The organism is Nocardia heshunensis, from assembly GCF_054782115.1.
In genome coordinates this window covers 45017-59979 of record NZ_BAAGTC010000003.1, presented here as the reverse complement: position 1 = coordinate 59979, position 14963 = coordinate 45017, and the positions used below count along the sequence as shown (strand labels likewise).

Here is a 14963-nt window from a genome sequence, read left to right as displayed (position 1 = left end):
CTCCTCAACGATACGCACAATTACCGTGCGGCTCGAAGGTTCTCGGGGGCAACCTCTTTCGTCGGTACGCCTTCGTTACCGCGTCGAAAGAACGCTTCCGCGCGGGCGGGTCAGCGTTCGGGGCCGCCCGGGTTGCACATGGCGGCCACGGTCGCGTCGTAGCCGACGGCGGGGCGCCAGGGCTCGATGTTCCAGCTGGGTTTGTCGGGGGCAACCACGCGCGCCCACTCCCAGTGGCAGCGGAATTGGTCGTACATGCCGGGTGTGTCGGCGTCGGGGGCGTCGGTGAGCACTTCCTGCCACGCGCGGCCGAGGGCGGCGGGGAATTTGTCGGTGCGTCCGGCTTGGGTCGGGTAGATGTGCAGGCGGCGGCCGTCGATGTCGTCGGTCCACTCGGTGCGATCGATGAGCGCCTGATCCGGGAACGGGTCGATCGTGGGCACGCCGATCGGCGAGGCCGTCGGGGCCGGGGCGATCGGTGCGGACGATCCTGATGGGGGTCCGGCCGTGGGGGTTGCCGTCTGTGGTGCCAGGGTCAGCGAACTCACCACCACCGGTGCCGACTCCTCGGCCGCGCCGCAACCGGTTAGTACCAGTGCCAGCGCGAGCACGGGCGGGCCACCCGCGAGTTTCCAGCGCCGCCGCATGGGCATTGCCCCTTTCGATCCGATCCGTCCCGCCCGGATCCGACGCTACCAGCGGCGATCATATATACACCGAACCCGCAGGGAGATGGGAACTTCAGCGTTCCGAATTCACCCTGCGCTGGTGCATTGACCCAGACGGACCCTACGATGGCACGCGCAGGGCGGTTCGTAAAAGAGGGGACCGTCCGGCACCCTTGGTACCGGATGGTTGCTGACTGGTAGGGGCTCAATGAACGCCGCGAACGTGAAATTGCTTGTGTGGGAGTGCGACAACACCCTGTGGGACGGGGTGGTGTGCGACTCGAGCGCCGGTGCGCTGCGCGCCGATGCCGCGCGCTCCCTGCGCATCCTGGCCGAGCGTGGCGTCATGCACGCCATCGCCTCGCGCGGTGAATGGGCCTGGACGGTAGAGCAATTGCGTCGCCACGGGGTGGCCGAACGCTTTGCCGCCGTCGAGGTCGGCTGGGGTCGCAAGTCCGCGGCCATCACCCGCATCGCCGAAACCCTCGGCGTCGGCCTGGACCAGGTCGGCTACATCGACTCCGAGCCGCTCGAGCGCAGCGAGGTCGCCCACGCGCTGCCGCAGGTGCGCTGCTACGCCGCCCGGCACGTGGATGTGCTTGCCGCGCTGCAGGAATTCCGGGCGCCGCTGGGCGACGTCCCGCCGCCCACCTCGCCCATGGCTCACATCCACGCCCGCTGATCGGGACGACGCGTCCGCTCATCGGGACAGCGAAACGGGCCCGCCGACTGATCGGCGGGCCCGCTGCTGTGTCGAAAAGGGTGCTGCTGGTCGAAGGGTGCAGCCGGTCGCGATGGCGTCAGGCCGGGGTGGACTTGCTCTCGCCGCTGCGGATCTCGACGATCGGCAGCACCAGCGCGGCCGGGGCGCTCGCGGGGACCATCGGCTGCTTGGGTGCAACGGGTGCAATACGGGTGTAGCCCGCGTCCTGCGCCGGGCGAGTGTCGGCCTCACCGTTGTTGGGCCACATCGCCGCCGCGCGCTCGGCCTGCGCGGTGATCGTCAGCGACGGGTTCACACCCAGGTTCGCCGACACCGCCGCACCGTCGACCACGCTCAGCGTCGGGTAGCCGTAAACACGGTGGTAAGCGTCGATGACACCGTGCTCGCGGTCCGCGCCGATCGCCGCGCCGCCCAGGAAGTGCGCGGTCAGCGGGATATTGAACACCTCACCCCAGGAACCGCCCGCCACGCCGCCGATCTTGTCGGCGACCTTGCGGGTGACCTCGTTGCCCGCCGGGATCCAGGTCGGATTCGGTTCGCCGTGGCCCTGTTTGGAAGTCAGCTTGCGACCGAACAGCCCACGCTTGGTGTAGGTGGTGATCGAATTATCGAGATGCTGCATGACCAGCGAGATGATGGTCCGCTCACTCCAGTTCTTCACCGACATGAACTGCAACAGCGTCAACGGATGCAGCAGCACCGTCCACAGGAACCGCAGCCAGCGCGGGAGCTTGCCGCCGCCGTCGACCATGAGGGTCTGCAGCAGGCCCATCGAGTTGGAGCCCTTGCCGTAGCGGACCGGCTCGATGTGAGTGTCGGGCGTCGGGTGGATCGAGGAGGTGATGGCGACACCGCGGGTGAAGTCGATGTCCGGGTTCACCTTGCGCGTCGCCGCGCCCACGATGGACTCGGAGTTGGTGCGCGTCAGCACGCCCAGCCGCTCCGACAGATTCGGCAGCACCCCCTTGTCACGCATCGCGAACAGCAACTGCTGGGTGCCGCGGGTACCGGCGGCCAGCACCACGTGCTTGGCGGTGTAGGTCTTGGGCTGCTTGCGCACCCAGGTCCCGGTGCGCTCGGTCTCCACATCCCAGGTGCCGTCGGCCTGCTGGCGCACGGTGGTGACCGTGGTCATCGGGAACACTTGCGCGCCACCGGATTCCGCCAGGTACAGGTAGTTCTTGACCAGCGTGTTCTTGGCATTGTGGCGGCAGCCGGTCATGCACTCGCCGCATTCGATGCAGCCGGTGCGCCGCGGTCCCGCGCCACCGAAGTACGGGTCGTCGACGGTCTTGCCCGCCTCGCCGAAGAAGACACCGACCGGGGTTTGCACGAAGGTGTCGCCCACACCCATGTCGTCGGCGACCTGCTTGAAGATCTCGTCGGCGGGGGTCATGTGCGGGTTGGTGACCACGCCGAGCATCTTGCGCGCCTGCGTGTAGTACGGCATGAGCTCGTCGTGCCAGTCGGTGATGTCACGCCACTGCGGGTCGGCGAAGAACGGCGCGGGCGGGACATAGAGGGTGTTGGCGTAGTTGAGCGAACCGCCACCCACGCCCGCCCCGGCCAGGATCAGCACGTCACGCAGCGGATGGATGCGCTGAATGCCGAAGCAGCCGAGCTTGGGCGCCCACAGGAACTTCTTGAGATCCCAGCTGGTCTCGGGCAGCTCGTCGTCGGCATAGCGCTGACCGGCCTCGAGCACCCCGACGCGATAGCCCTTCTCGGTCAGCCGCAGCGCGCTCACACTGCCGCCGAATCCGGATCCGACGATGAGGACGTCGAAATCGGTGTCGCGTTGGGTCATGGATTCTCCCTGTGTCGTCGTCGACAGTGTGGCGGCGGTTACGCTAACGCGGACAGTTGCCACTGTCAACGTACGCCGGTAGCGGTATCTATGCTGTTCGCGTGGACCGATACAGCCGACTGCAACTCGCGGAACTCAGCGGGGTCGCCGCCCGCACCATCCGCTACTACCACTCGGTCGGCGTGCTGCCCAAGCCCGGACGCGCGGGAAAGGAAGCCGTCTACGGGCCCGAACACCTCGAACGACTGCAGGCGATCACCGCCATGCAGGCGCGCGGGCTGCGCCTGGACGCGATTCGCGAGGTGTTCGACGCCGAAGTTCCCGGCGACGGCGACTGGCGTGAGGTCTTCGACCCCCGCTACAGCGGCGACCCGGAGGCGGGGACGGTCCTCGACGACGAGGGTCTGACCGCGTTGCTCGGTGATCGCCGCCCGGAGGTGCTCGAGGATCTGGTGGCGGCCGGCTACCTCGAACCCGACGGCGACCGCTGGCGAGTGCCGGAACCGGCGATGCTGTCGGGTGCGCTCATCCTCTACGACGTCGGCACCGACATCGCCCTCTCGGGCGTGCTGCGCAAGCTGATTCGCACACATCTGGCCACTCTCGCCGACGAGATGATCCGGGTCATCCGCGAAGCGTCCGGCGCGGAGTACACGGGTGAAGGGGTGGGCTACGACCTCGACCGCTTCCGCGACCGCTTCCGGACGGCCGCACACGAGGTCGGCGGGGCGACGCTGGTGGAGGAAATTGAGCGGGCGGTGCGCGAACTCGATCGCTGAGCCCGCCCGCATCAGGGGACCGGGGTCGCGGTCGGGACGGTGACGGGGGAGTCGCAGCTGGCGGGTGGATCGACCAGGTGGCATTCCGCGGGGAAGCGCACCGGCTCGTAGGCACTCGGGACGCCGCCGGCTGTGATGATCTGGCGGTAGGTGTCCACGCCGTCGGTGGGTTTGCGCGTCAGGTTCGGATCGGTGAGCGCGTCGACGCTGTAGAGGCCGAATCGCGGTGCGTAGGAACCCCACTCGTAGTTGTCGGTGAGCGACCAGTAGTTGTAGCCCACGATGTTCATGCCGTCGGCCTTGGCGCGGGTGAGCCAGTAGACGGTGTCGCGTAGGTGATCGGAGCGGGTGTAGCCGTCGGCGCGGGGCTTGCCGTTCTCGGTCGGCATGCCGTTCTCCACCACCCACAGCGGCTTACCCGGGAACTTCTGCGAATAGTGTTGCAGCGCATAGTAGATGCCCTCGGGCCGGATCGGCAGCTCCCACATCCCGGCCGGGGGCGCGGCCGAGCCGTCGGGCAGGTTCACGGCATTGGACTTCGGCGGGTCGTAGGCGAAGTAGTAGTCCACGCCGATGAAGTCGAGCTTGTCGCCGATGCGATCCATGAGCGGCCCGTTGACCTGCGATTCCGCGCCTGCCACATAGCCGACATTGCTGGTGACCAGCGCCTTGGGCTGCACCTGGTGGATGTAGTCGTAGATCTCGTTGTGCACCTGCGCGACCTTGTCGAGCATCTCATCGGCATTGGTGTCGTTCTGGCGCACCTCGTGCATGATGTAGGCGACCGGCTCGTTCACGGTGACCCACACCGGATTTCGCGAGGTGTAGCGGTCGACCACCTTGCGGGCATTGGCCATCCAATCCTCGACCATGCCCGGATTGCGCCAGCCGCCGCGGTCGGCCTCCCAGCCCGGATACACCCAATGGTCCAGCGTCAGCATGGGTTCCATGCCGTTGGCCACGATGTCGTCGACGACCTGGTCGTAGAAGGCGAAGCCCTGCTCGTCCCACACGCCGGGTTCGGGTTGCAGCCGCGCCCATTCGATGCCGATGCGGAAGACCTTGACCCCGAGGCTGGCGGCCAGCGCGATGTCGGTCTGATACCGGGAGCGGAAGTCGATGGAGTTGCGGTAGCGGTCCCACCCGGAGTTGGCGTCGATGTAGTGCATCCAGTTGCTGTCGGGCGCATGGCCCTCGGACTGGAAACCGGAGGCGGCGACACCCCAGAGGAAGTCGGGTCCCAGCCCGGCGCGCGCACCCGGGGTGGGTGGCGTGGCCGGGGTGGCGTGTGCGACACCCACCGGCAACAGCGTCGCGGCCGCGGCGAGCCCGGCCAGGACGAGGGCGTGCAGCCGTCTGCGCATCGGGGCTCCTCCTCCGGGACGGGTGGTCGGAATGTCCCGATTCGGAGCGTAGCTGTCAGTTAACTGAATTCCGGGGCAGTGACGCGCGTGTCGCGCGCCACGATTGCCCGGCCGTCGCGCCGGTCGGAGCCCGGATTTCCGGACCGGAAAACCGGTGCGAGGGACCTACCAGCCGCTTTGCGCGCCCGCGTGCGATCTGCGGTGTCGCCGACCGGTTGCGCGCGCCTACTGTTCGAGTCGTACCGGCCTGTGGCCCAAGCAGTTTCAGGAGGGGGAGTCACAGTCCGGTGCAAACAGCCAGAGAAGGACGAAAGATGCCCAGTATCTATGACCGCATCGGCGGCGGCCCCGCGATCACCGCGGTGGTCGACGACTTCTACCGGCGGGTCTGCGCCGACGCGGACCTCGCCGGATTCTTCACCGGCGTCGATCTCGAGCGCGTCAAACAGCGTCAGGTCGAATACTTCTCGACGGTGCTCGGCGGGCCCGCCATCTACACCGGGGCGTCGCTGCGGAGGGTGCATCAGGGGCTCGGTATCACCCGCCGCCACTTCGACAGGGTGGTGCGCCACCTGACGGCCGCGCTCTCCGACGCCGGGGTGTCGCCGGAGATCGTGGACCTGATCGTCGAGGCGCTGGCCCCGCTGGTCGACGACATCGTCGCGGCGCGCCCGCTGCGCACGCGACGCCGCCGCAGCGGCTCGCGAATCTGGGTGTGGTCGAGCGCGATCGGGAGTTAGCGCACGATCGGGGCTAGTTCGGGGCGGTGACGGGATCGGTGCAGCTGGCGAGGGCGTCGACCAGCGAGCAGGCAGTCGCCGGGCGGGTGGGCCGGTATCCGGAGGGAACACCGGCGTCGTGAGCGATCGCCCGGTAGGCGTCCACGGCGTCGGTGGGGTGCCGGGTGAGGGTGGGGTCGGTCAGCGCGTGGACGGTGTAGAGGCCGAAACGCGGGGTGTAGGAACCCCATTCGTAGTTGTCGGTGAGGCTCCAGTAATTGTAGCCGATCACGTTCATGCCGTCGGCCTTGGCGCGCTGCAGCCAGTAGACGGTGTCGCGCAGGTCGTCGGCGCGGGTGTAGCCGTCGGCACGCGGCGCGCCGTTCTCGGTCGGCATGCCGTTCTCGACGATGTAGAGCGGTTTGCCGGGGAAGAGATCGGCGAAGTGGCGCAACGTGTAATAGATGCCGTCGGCCTGCAGCGGCAGCTTCCACAGCTGCGAGGCCGCGAACGCGCTGTACTGCGCGACGACCTCGGGGGACATGCCATAGTAGTAGTCGATGCCGACGTAGTCGAGCTTGGCGGCGATCAGATCCAGCATGCCGCCGTTGACGATCGGATCCGCGGCGGGCACGTAGGCGACATTGCTGGTGACCATGGCATCGGGCTGGCGGGCGTGGATGTAGTCGTAGATGCTGTTGTGCGCCTGGGCCAGTCGCGCCTGCATGGTCAGGATGTCGGTGCCGGGCAGACCGCCGTTGCGGGTCTCGTTGAGAATGTAGGCGAAGGGCTCGTTGATGGTCACCCACATTGGATCCGCGTCGGCGTAGCGGTCCACGACCTTGCGCATATTCGTCAGCCAGTCCTCGACCATGCCGGGATTGGCCCAGCCGCCCCGATCGGCCTCCCAACCCGGATACACCCAATGGTCAAGAGTGATCATCGGCCGCATCCCCGCCGCCCGGACAGCCGCGATCACCTTGTCGTAGAACGCGAATCCGTCCTCGTCCCACACCCCGGGCTGCGGTTGCACCCGCGCCCACTCGATGCCCAGCCGGTACGTGTTGACGCCCAGATCCTTGGCCAACGCGATGTCGGAGGCGTAGCGATCGTAGAAGTCGACACTGTCGCCATAGCGGTCATAGTCGGGATGATCGGCCACATAGCGCCGCCAATTGCTGTCCGGCGCATGGCCTTCACTCTGAAAGCCGGAAGCGGCTACGCCCCAGTGGAAGTCCGCGCCCAGGGCGGGCAGCGACGCAGGCGCGGGGCGCGCCGCGGCCGGGTTCGCGAACGACGCGCTCGCCAGCAGCGTGGTCGCGGCAACGGTCAGGGCGGCGACGGCGTGGCGGCGGGTATACGCGCGCATGACACTCCTCATCCGGCAGAGAGTGAATTGAGCAGGCGACCAGCATTATTGCGGACGCGGACCCGCATCAGCCGGGCTTCGCAGGAATCGACCGCGCCGGGCGCGTCGGAGAGAGGGCAAAAGGAAAGACCGCGCCCGGCCGTGGCAGGCGGGCGCGGTCTGGTTACCGGCTATGGGCGCAAATCTCACTCGTCGGGCTCGTCGGTGTGCGGTTGCGGGTGGCCGGGGTGCGCCGGGTGACCCGGAGCGGGCGGGGGATGACCGGGGCCAGGTGTCAGGAGGTCGGGGCTGGGTACAAATGCGCCGGGGCCCGGTGTGATCGGGCCAGGGCCGGGCGCGAATGAGCCGGGGCCGGGCGCCTGAGGGCCGGGGCCGTGGGGCGGGTGGCCCGGGTTGTCGGGGTCGCCGAAGGGCCAGCCGGGGACCGGCGGCATGCCCGGAATCTGTGGCATGCCCGGTACTTTCGGCCATTCGGGCATCTCCGGCATGGGGGGAGGTTCGGGCATGGGTGGCATTTGCGGCATCGGCGGAACCTGGAAACCGCCTGGCGCGCTGCCGAAGCGTTGGAACGCGGCCTGGCGGGAGGTGCCGAAGATGTCGCCGATCTCGGCCCAGGTGCGGCCTTCGTCGCGGGCCTGGCGCACCAGCGAGCGCAGCACGTCGTCAACGACCCCATCCAGGCTGCGGGCCGCGCGCAGGGCCGCCATCACCGAGGGCGCGGCCTTACCCTCGGCGGGGCGCAGCACCTCGGCGACGAATTCGGCATTGGTGGACAACAGTTTTGCCAGGATGACGCGCTCGTCGGCGGTATCTCTGTGCGTTGGATCACTCATATGTAAATGCTGCCTTTACACGAAACAGCGTGTCAAGAAACGATTTACACCCTCGCGGATACTGGCCATTAGCTGAAAGAGGGGCACCATGTTTGCCCCCGCTATAACGTGTTCGTCAGCGAGCAGGAGGTGCAGGGATGAGGACACCTACAACATGACCGATCCCGAGAGATATTCGGTCGACCAGGAGCTTTTCGAACTGGTGCGCAAGGCCGGATGCGCGGGTCTCGCCTGGAAACTGTTGGCGGACAGACTGGTTCGCCACGGGTTGGCGGTACTGGGGCCGTGGATACGCAGCGGCTGGATTTTCGTGGTGGCCGAGCAGAAGCGCATGCCGCTGCGACCCACCCCGCAGGAGCGGCTCCTCGTCGAGACCCGCTTCGCCGAGGATTTCGTGCAGGAGACCGTCACCCGGGCGCTGGAACGCTTCCGCCGCAACATTATCGACGGTGTCGGCTGGGACCCGGACCAGGGCAGCAGCCTGGCCAGCTACTTCATCGGCGCCTGCGTGCTGGCCTTCGTCGAACAGTTCCGGCGCAGCCGTCGCACGGGGGATCTCTACCAGTTCCAGGTCGTGAGCACGGTGTCCATCGTGAGTGAGGACGGTCCGGACCTGATGGCCGTGCTGGCCTCCACCGAGGACGTGGCCGGTTCGGTGGTGGAACGACTCGCCTTCCGCAGCCGCCTCGAAGGGCTCAGCGAACGCGATCGTGGCCTGGTGTGGGGCAAGGCGATGGGCCTGCGCGGCAGCGAAATCCAGCACCTGTTCGACTTCCCCTCGGTGAAGGCGGTCGAACAGCGTTGGGCCAGACTCAAACGCGACCACGGCTGGATGTCCGGCCTCGACGGCAAGGAGGCGGACCGATGAGTTCCGATGCCCCCGACCTGGTGGCCCGCATCGCCGAACTGCTCGAGCGGTCCTCCCTCAACGAGCCCGCCCTGCAACGACTCTACGACCGCATCCCGCGGGCCATCGTGCCCCCGCCCCTGCCGCACGACACGCCCGCGACGGTCTCCCCGGACTTCGCGGTGCGGCTCAACCGGCTGTTCGCGGCCGTCCCCGGTCCCGGCGAGCGTCCGCGCACCAACTCCGAGGTGGCCGCGCAGTTGACCGCCTGGGGCCATCCGATCTCCAAGCCGTACCTGAGTCAGCTGCGCGCGGGCACCCGCACCAACCCGTCGAGCGCAACCGTGCTGGCTCTGGCACGCTTCTTCCGCGTGCACCCCGACTACTTCGCCTCCGACGACCACGCCTCCGCCGCCGAGCACGACTATCGGCTGCTGTCGCGACTGCAGTTCAACACCCTGCGCGAGCTCTCGACGCGGGCCTTCGATCTCAGCGAGGAGTCGCAGAACCTGCTGACCACCATGGCCGACCGACTGCGCATCACCGAAGGGCTGCCGGAGGTGGGCGCGGGCGGGTCGGACTGACCCGGCGGCGATCACGCGGAGGATCCAGACGCAGAATCCGCTGATCTAGGGCTTGGGCACCGTGTACTTGTACGAGATGGGCGTAAGCGCCGCCACGTCCAACTTCCACGGGTGGTGGACAACCCGCACGCCACCCTTTGCCATCGGAGGTGTCTGGGTGCGGTCGAGGTCGATCGAGTGCACCACGACCAGAGCATTGTCCGGGTAGTGCGCCAAGTGGTGCTCGACTTCCCGGTAGGTGACGATCACCTGTTCGCCGGGTGAGACCGTGCCCTTGACCTCCACAGATAGCTTCTCCGTGCCCTTGGTGGCGACAAGGTCGTAGGACTCCTTGTTCCCGGTGTATTCCACCTTGTAACCGAGGGTCACGAAATACTCGGTAGCGAGGCTGACCGCGTGCTGCTCGATGGCTTCCTTCTCGGCTTGGTCGAGCTGGAATCCCTGCCCACCACTGCTTTTGCGTTTACGCGTGTTCGGCCTTTGACGTTTGGAGTTGCCGGCCGAGGCGTCGGCGGCGAGCTCGGCATCCACGATCTCGGGCGCATCGTCACCGGGTATGTAGGCGGTTTTGTCGTCGATGTCGTACAGGGCATCGAGCATCGTGCCGATCTGAAGAACGTCGGCCCGGAGCTGATCCTCCGAGGGCATGGCGCCGCGGAGATATTCGATGCCGTGGACGGTGGCGAGCTGGTAGACGCGACCGAGTTTCTGCTTCGCATGCAGGTCGATCGCACCGAACTGCGCAGGCGCCAGGCCGGCCTGGGTGAGAACCGAATGCGCCCAGTCGACCCTCTGGATCAGCTGCTGCGGCGGACGGAAATTGAAGTCCTTGCGGGTGGTATCCCAGATCGTGGTGCCCTGCATCAACGTCAGGAATACCGACTCGCCGGTCGCGCCGAACAGGTAGACGACGTACCAACCCTCACCGGGTTTCGGACTCAGGACCGGATCGAAGAAGCGCGTCCACGGTACTTCGGCGGGTGCACCTTTTCCGTTGCTGCCCTTCACCTTCCACTGCGGATACGCCGGCGCCAGCTCGGCCCGGATCCACTCCTCGACCTCGTGCTCCACCAGCTCGCGCCGGCGGAGGTTCGTCGTGGCTTTCGGATCGCCGGAGCGATTCTGCGGCAGCTGCAACTGCAGCACTTCATCAAGCAAGTCCCCCAATGGCATGCCGGCCAATCTACTCAACCCCACCGACAAAAACGATCACGTCGGCGGCTCCGATTCCGCCGCGGGTCCGAGCAGATATTCGATATATCTTCCCGCGGGTGGCGGTTGGGAAAGCGCAGGTCTGGCACTGTGATTGGGTGCCGAATCAGGATCTGCCGGTGATCGATGCCGCCCGCGAACAGACGCTGCCCCTCCCGGGTGACGGGCCGCTGCCCCGCTCGGGTGGCATGCCGCTGCCCGTCGCAGGTGACGTGGTGCGGTCGGTCGCGGGTGAGGTGTCGCTGACCGTCGCGGGTCAGGTGTCGGTGCCCGGCGTGGGTGAGGTGTCGATGGGGCGTCGTCTGGTGGCGGAATTCGCGGGTACTGCGGCGCTCGCGGCGGTGGTGATCGGTTCCGGCATTGCGGCCGAACAGCTCTCGCCGGGCGATATCGGTCTGCAGTTGCTGGAGAACTCCACCGCCAGCGCGCTGGGCCTGGCCGTCCTGATCCTGGCCTTCGCCCCGATTTCGGGCGCCCACTTCAATCCGGTGGTGTCCCTGGCGGATTGGCTCGGCGGTCGCCGCACCCGCACCGGCCTGGCCACCCGTGAACTCGGCGGCTACGTTGCGGCGCAGTGCGCGGGTGCGGTGTTCGGCGCGCTGCTGGCCAACGCCATGTTCGACCGTCCCGCAGTGCAAGTGGCCACGCATCATCGCGTGACCACCGGTCACCTGCTCGGCGAACTCCTCGCCGCCGCGGGTCTCATCGCCGTCGGTTTCGCCGCCGCACGCCGCGGCCAGGCCGCCACCGCGATCGCCGTGTCGACCTATATCGGCTCGGCGATCTGGTTCACGAGTTCCGGCTCGTTCGCCAATCCCGCTCTCACCCTGGGCCGTATGCTCTCGAACTCCTTCACCGGCATTGCCCCCGCCTCGGTGCCGGCCTTCGTCGCGGCCCAAATCCTCGGCGCCCTGGCCGGTCTCAGCCTCATGACGCTGCTCTATCGTCCAGCTTCGCGATGAGCTCGGTAATCGTCTGGACGTAGCGTTTCGGGTCGGCGGCATGCAGGCTGTGGGCGGCGTCCGGCAGTGAGACGTAGACGACCGGGTTGCCCGCGGATTCGATGATCCGGCAAGCGGTTTGGGCCTGCAGATCGGTGATCGCGCCGAACAGTCGACCGGTATCGGGATCGACGGTGCGGAAATGGTGGGTGAAGCCGACCGGCACCCGGACGTGGGCGAGCATGGCCGCGTGATCGCAGCCGGTATTCGCACTGTCGTCGGCCCAGGCCCGCGCCCATTCGGGGTCGTATTCCTTCAGGTTCTGGGGCGGTTCAGGCACCACGTCGTCGTCGCGGTCCCCGAACATGGCACTCATTCCGGCGAGCATGTCGGCGGGCAACTCAATGGCCATGGCCCGCATCAAACCGGCGTAATCGCCGATCGACCATTGATCGCCCAACCATTTCGCGCGGACGGCGAACAGTGGGGCCACCGCCTGATACGACCCCGGCCCGTACTTCGGTGCCGCCTCGGAGGTGAACAGCGGCGGGTCCTCGAGAATCACCGCCCGGATCTGTCCCGGCTTGGCATAGGCCGCCAGCCACGCGGTGAACACGCCACCCGCGGAGTTCCCGGCCACGAAGGTTGGGCGGCCGATCACCAGATCGATGAATCGGACCAGGTCACCGCCGACATTGTCGACGGTGTAGCGACCGGGAGTCCAGCTCGAGCGTCCATGCCCGCGCACGTCCACGGCGTAGACCTGGAAATCGGGGGAGAGCAGGCGAATGGCTTCCTCGTAGGTCCACCAGGAGTCGCCGTTGCCGGGAACCAGCAGCAGCGCCGGTGAGTTCGGGTCGCCCTCGACGACGTAGTTCATGCGAACCTCGCCGAGATCGACGACGTGCTCGGTGAAGGCGTGCGGCACGAAGGTGTTCGCGCGGTCCGCGATTTCGAATGTGCGCATGATGGTCGGTCCTCTCGCTGGGTTTGACCTGCGGATTCAAGAACCACGCTAGGGACGGGCTAGGACAGTTTCGGTCCTAGCTTCGACCGCTGAGACGGAGATCGCACTACAGTCCGCACGCTACGCGCAGCACGGCCTTGCCGGAGATTTTGCGGGCCATCAGGTCGTCGAGGATCGAGACGGTGTCGGCCCAGTCCCCGATGTGGCCGATCTGCGGGTGCAACCGACCGGTTGCCGTCAGCTCGACCAGGGCCGCCAGGTCCTCGGCGTCGGTGCGGTCGGAGACGAAATGCGCGAAGTGCCGCAGGGTGAAGCCGGTGCCGGCGGTGAGGAAGGAGAAGAAGTCCAGGGTCACCGGCTGGCGGCTGGCCTGTCCGAACCACACGATGGTCCCGCCGGGGGTGAGGCGGGCCGCGGCGTGGGAGAACTCCTGTCCGCCAACGGATTCCATGACCACGTCGAACGGTCCCGTCGCCTGCTCGGCGGAGGTCACCACCTCGTGCGCGCCGAGCAGGCGCAACTGCTCACCCGCTCGCGCGCCGGAGGCGACCGCGGTGACCCTGGCACCGGCTCCGGCGGCTAGTTCGACCACGTAGTGGCCCACGCCGCCGCCCGCCCCGGTGATCAGCAGCCGCCGCCCGGCGAGCTCACCCGCAGCGCGCAGCAATCGCAACGCGGTGAGTCCGGCCAACGGCAGTGCCGCTGCGGCAATGACATCCACCGCGTCAGGCAGCGGCGTGAGCGCCGACGTCGAGATCGCCACCCGCTCCGCCCAGCCGCCGGCCGCCTTGCCGACCACCCGGGTTCCGACGGCCGGACCCGACCCGTCGGCCGCCGCCCGCACGACGATCCCGGCCACGTCCTGCCCGCGCACCGACCCGACCGCGGGCACCGACCCGTAGGTGCCGTCCATGGCGAAGCCGTCGCCGCGGTTGACCGAGAACGCCTCGACCGCGACCAGCGCCTGATCCGGCGTCGGAGTCGGATCGGGCACGTCCGCGAACTCGAGCGGCTGTCCCGAAATCCCGCTGAAAACCAGAGCTTTCATCACTGTCCCCTTGCTGGTGGTTGGCGCGGCACCGGCTGTGATCGCGCAGGGCCAACAACACCGCATCGGACTCGGGTTCGGCCAACAACCACCCCTGCGATTTGACAACCACTGGTTGTCACTCCAGGTTGAGTGCATGGATCTCGACCTCGGCGGCGTGCGCGCGCTGCTCGCCGTCTTGGAACACGGCCACTTCGGCCAGGCCGCAGGCGAATTGGGGATCACCCAGCAGGCGCTGTCCAAACGCATCGCGACGCTGGAACGATTCGTCGGCTCCCCGCTGGTGGATCGCGCAACCCACCCGATCGGCCCGACACCGTCGGCCACCCGCTTCCTGCCCGCCGCCCGCCGCCTCATCGACGCGGCCGATCAGGCTCTCGCGGCCTTGCGCCCGCCGACCACACCGCTACGAATCGACGTGTGGGGCCACCTGTTCGAACCGATGCGCACCCTGCGCGCCGCCCTGTCCCATGGCACCCCAGTCACCGCCGACATCGGCCGCGCCCGCGATCTCCCGGCCGTGGTTTCCGCTCTACAACGCGGCGAGATCGACGCCGGTTTCGGTCGCTGCCACCAACTGGACCCAGCCTCCGGGGACGCGCTGGACTCCCGCATAGTCCGCCTAGAACCCCTCGACGCGCTCCTCAGCGCCGACCATCCACTCGCCGCCGCCCCCGAAATCTCGATGGCCCAACTGCGCGACTACCCGCTGTGGTCACCCCTGCCACTCACCAGGCTGGACTTCCTGAACCAGCTGACCACCCACTTCGGCCTCACCACCCACATCGCCGACGGCAACCTCGGCCTCGACGACCTCCTCGACCAAATCAGCGCCAACCCCACCCTTTTCACCGTCATCCCCGCAGACCGACCCCTACCCCCTCACCCCGGCATCCGCACGGTCCCCCTGACCAACCCCACCCCGCTCTACGCCTGGTCCCTCATCTGGCGCCGCACCGACCACACCGAACAACTCGCCCGCCTCCACACCACCTTCACCGAAACCGCCCGCACCCACCGCTGGCTCGAATACCACCCCGACCGCGACTGGCTACCCGGCCCGGATCTGGTCCGACTCGACCGTCAACAACACCACTGAAC

Annotated in this window: 15 protein-coding genes; 7 read left to right on the top strand and 8 right to left on the bottom strand. The window is 67.7% G+C overall.

The window, feature by feature from the left end:
* Positions 1-110: 110 nt before the first annotated feature.
* Positions 111-647, bottom strand: a complete 537-nt coding sequence (locus ACYVN4_RS06870; RefSeq protein WP_460718437.1) for a DUF2599 domain-containing protein — start codon at positions 645-647, stop codon at positions 111-113.
* Between the two features lie 244 nt (positions 648-891).
* Between ACYVN4_RS06870 and ACYVN4_RS06865 the strand changes: the two genes are divergently transcribed.
* A complete protein-coding gene (locus tag ACYVN4_RS06865) occupies positions 892-1350 on the top strand; it encodes a hypothetical protein (protein WP_460718436.1) in 459 nt (152 codons plus the stop codon).
* 118 nt (positions 1351-1468) lie between these two features.
* On the opposite strand, the gene ACYVN4_RS06860 is transcribed toward ACYVN4_RS06865, so the two are convergent.
* The gene (locus ACYVN4_RS06860) at positions 1469-3199 is read right to left on the bottom strand and encodes a GMC oxidoreductase (RefSeq protein ID WP_460718435.1); all 1731 of its coding nucleotides are present in this window, start codon (positions 3197-3199) and stop codon (positions 1469-1471) included.
* A gap of 101 nt (positions 3200-3300) precedes the next feature.
* Between ACYVN4_RS06860 and ACYVN4_RS06855 the strand changes: the two genes are divergently transcribed.
* Positions 3301-3978, top strand: a complete 678-nt coding sequence (locus tag ACYVN4_RS06855; RefSeq protein WP_460718434.1) for a MerR family transcriptional regulator — start codon at positions 3301-3303, stop codon at positions 3976-3978.
* A gap of 11 nt (positions 3979-3989) precedes the next feature.
* Here the strand turns inward: ACYVN4_RS06855 and ACYVN4_RS06850 are convergent, their stop codons facing one another.
* A complete protein-coding gene (locus ACYVN4_RS06850; RefSeq protein ID WP_460718433.1) occupies positions 3990-5342 on the bottom strand; it encodes a family 1 glycosylhydrolase in 1353 nt (450 codons plus the stop codon).
* A gap of 314 nt (positions 5343-5656) precedes the next feature.
* Between ACYVN4_RS06850 and ACYVN4_RS06845 the strand changes: the two genes are divergently transcribed.
* Positions 5657-6082: a group I truncated hemoglobin gene (locus tag ACYVN4_RS06845; protein ID WP_460718432.1), complete on the top strand. Its 426-nt coding sequence runs from the start codon at positions 5657-5659 to the stop codon at positions 6080-6082.
* Between the two features lie 13 nt (positions 6083-6095).
* Here ACYVN4_RS06845 and ACYVN4_RS06840 read toward each other — a convergent pair whose 3' ends face one another.
* Together ACYVN4_RS06840 and ACYVN4_RS06835 are read right to left on the bottom strand one after the other, a co-directional pair.
* Entirely contained in the window at positions 6096-7430 is a 1335-nt protein-coding gene (locus ACYVN4_RS06840) for a family 1 glycosylhydrolase (protein WP_460718431.1), read from the bottom strand.
* Positions 7431-7615: 185 nt separating this feature from the next.
* On the bottom strand, positions 7616-8263 hold the full coding sequence (locus tag ACYVN4_RS06835) for a hypothetical protein (RefSeq protein ID WP_460718430.1): 648 nt from the start codon (positions 8261-8263) through the stop codon (positions 7616-7618).
* Positions 8264-8417: 154 nt separating this feature from the next.
* On the opposite strand from ACYVN4_RS06835, the gene ACYVN4_RS06830 reads away from it, so the two are divergent.
* Both ACYVN4_RS06830 and ACYVN4_RS06825 read left to right on the top strand, forming a co-directional pair.
* On the top strand, positions 8418-9131 hold the full coding sequence (locus ACYVN4_RS06830) for an RNA polymerase sigma factor (RefSeq protein WP_460718429.1): 714 nt from the start codon (positions 8418-8420) through the stop codon (positions 9129-9131).
* 119 nt (positions 9132-9250) lie between these two features.
* Positions 9251-9694 (top strand): helix-turn-helix domain-containing protein, encoded by a 444-nt coding sequence (locus tag ACYVN4_RS06825; protein WP_460720509.1) that lies wholly within the window; start codon positions 9251-9253, stop codon positions 9692-9694.
* A 45-nt stretch (positions 9695-9739) separates the two neighbouring features.
* On the opposite strand, the gene ACYVN4_RS06820 is transcribed toward ACYVN4_RS06825, so the two are convergent.
* A complete protein-coding gene (locus tag ACYVN4_RS06820) occupies positions 9740-10867 on the bottom strand; it encodes an MrcB family domain-containing protein (protein WP_460718428.1) in 1128 nt (375 codons plus the stop codon).
* A 98-nt stretch (positions 10868-10965) separates the two neighbouring features.
* Here ACYVN4_RS06820 and ACYVN4_RS06815 point away from each other — a divergent pair, with 98 nt between their 5' ends.
* Positions 10966-11868: an aquaporin gene (locus tag ACYVN4_RS06815; protein ID WP_460718427.1), complete on the top strand. Its 903-nt coding sequence runs from the start codon at positions 10966-10968 to the stop codon at positions 11866-11868.
* Here the strand turns inward: ACYVN4_RS06815 and ACYVN4_RS06810 are convergent.
* Together ACYVN4_RS06810 and ACYVN4_RS06805 are read right to left on the bottom strand one after the other, a co-directional pair.
* Positions 11834-12814 (bottom strand): alpha/beta fold hydrolase, encoded by a 981-nt coding sequence (locus ACYVN4_RS06810; RefSeq protein ID WP_460718426.1) that lies wholly within the window; start codon positions 12812-12814, stop codon positions 11834-11836. The genes ACYVN4_RS06815 and ACYVN4_RS06810 overlap by 35 nt on opposite strands.
* 106 nt (positions 12815-12920) lie before the next feature.
* Entirely contained in the window at positions 12921-13862 is a 942-nt protein-coding gene (locus tag ACYVN4_RS06805) for a zinc-binding dehydrogenase (RefSeq protein ID WP_460718425.1), read from the bottom strand.
* Positions 13863-13998: 136 nt separating this feature from the next.
* On the opposite strand from ACYVN4_RS06805, the gene ACYVN4_RS06800 reads away from it, so the two are divergent.
* A complete protein-coding gene (locus ACYVN4_RS06800) occupies positions 13999-14961 on the top strand; it encodes a LysR family transcriptional regulator (protein WP_460718424.1) in 963 nt (320 codons plus the stop codon).
* The last annotated feature ends 2 nt before the right edge of the window (positions 14962-14963 follow it).

What these genes read in the sequence shown, in the direction of transcription:
- ACYVN4_RS06830 (WP_460718429.1), top strand. Translation starts at nt 8,418, where the DNA reads ATGACCGATCCCGAGAGATATTCGGTCGACCAGGAGCTTTTCGAACTG.
- ACYVN4_RS06800 (WP_460718424.1), top strand. Translation starts at nt 13,999, where the DNA reads ATGGATCTCGACCTCGGCGGCGTGCGCGCGCTGCTCGCCGTCTTGGAA.
- ACYVN4_RS06845 (WP_460718432.1), top strand. Translation starts at nt 5,657, where the DNA reads ATGCCCAGTATCTATGACCGCATCGGCGGCGGCCCCGCGATCACCGCG.
- ACYVN4_RS06810 (WP_460718426.1), bottom strand. Translation starts at nt 12,814, where the DNA reads ATGCGCACATTCGAAATCGCGGACCGCGCGAACACCTTCGTGCCGCAC.
- ACYVN4_RS06820 (WP_460718428.1), bottom strand. Translation starts at nt 10,867, where the DNA reads ATGCCATTGGGGGACTTGCTTGATGAAGTGCTGCAGTTGCAGCTGCCG.
- ACYVN4_RS06870 (WP_460718437.1), bottom strand. Translation starts at nt 647, where the DNA reads ATGCGGCGGCGCTGGAAACTCGCGGGTGGCCCGCCCGTGCTCGCGCTG.
- ACYVN4_RS06850 (WP_460718433.1), bottom strand. Translation starts at nt 5,342, where the DNA reads ATGCGCAGACGGCTGCACGCCCTCGTCCTGGCCGGGCTCGCCGCGGCC.
- ACYVN4_RS06860 (WP_460718435.1), bottom strand. Translation starts at nt 3,199, where the DNA reads ATGACCCAACGCGACACCGATTTCGACGTCCTCATCGTCGGATCCGGA.
- ACYVN4_RS06835 (WP_460718430.1), bottom strand. Translation starts at nt 8,263, where the DNA reads ATGAGTGATCCAACGCACAGAGATACCGCCGACGAGCGCGTCATCCTG.
- ACYVN4_RS06840 (WP_460718431.1), bottom strand. Translation starts at nt 7,430, where the DNA reads ATGCGCGCGTATACCCGCCGCCACGCCGTCGCCGCCCTGACCGTTGCC.
- ACYVN4_RS06805 (WP_460718425.1), bottom strand. Translation starts at nt 13,862, where the DNA reads ATGAAAGCTCTGGTTTTCAGCGGGATTTCGGGACAGCCGCTCGAGTTC.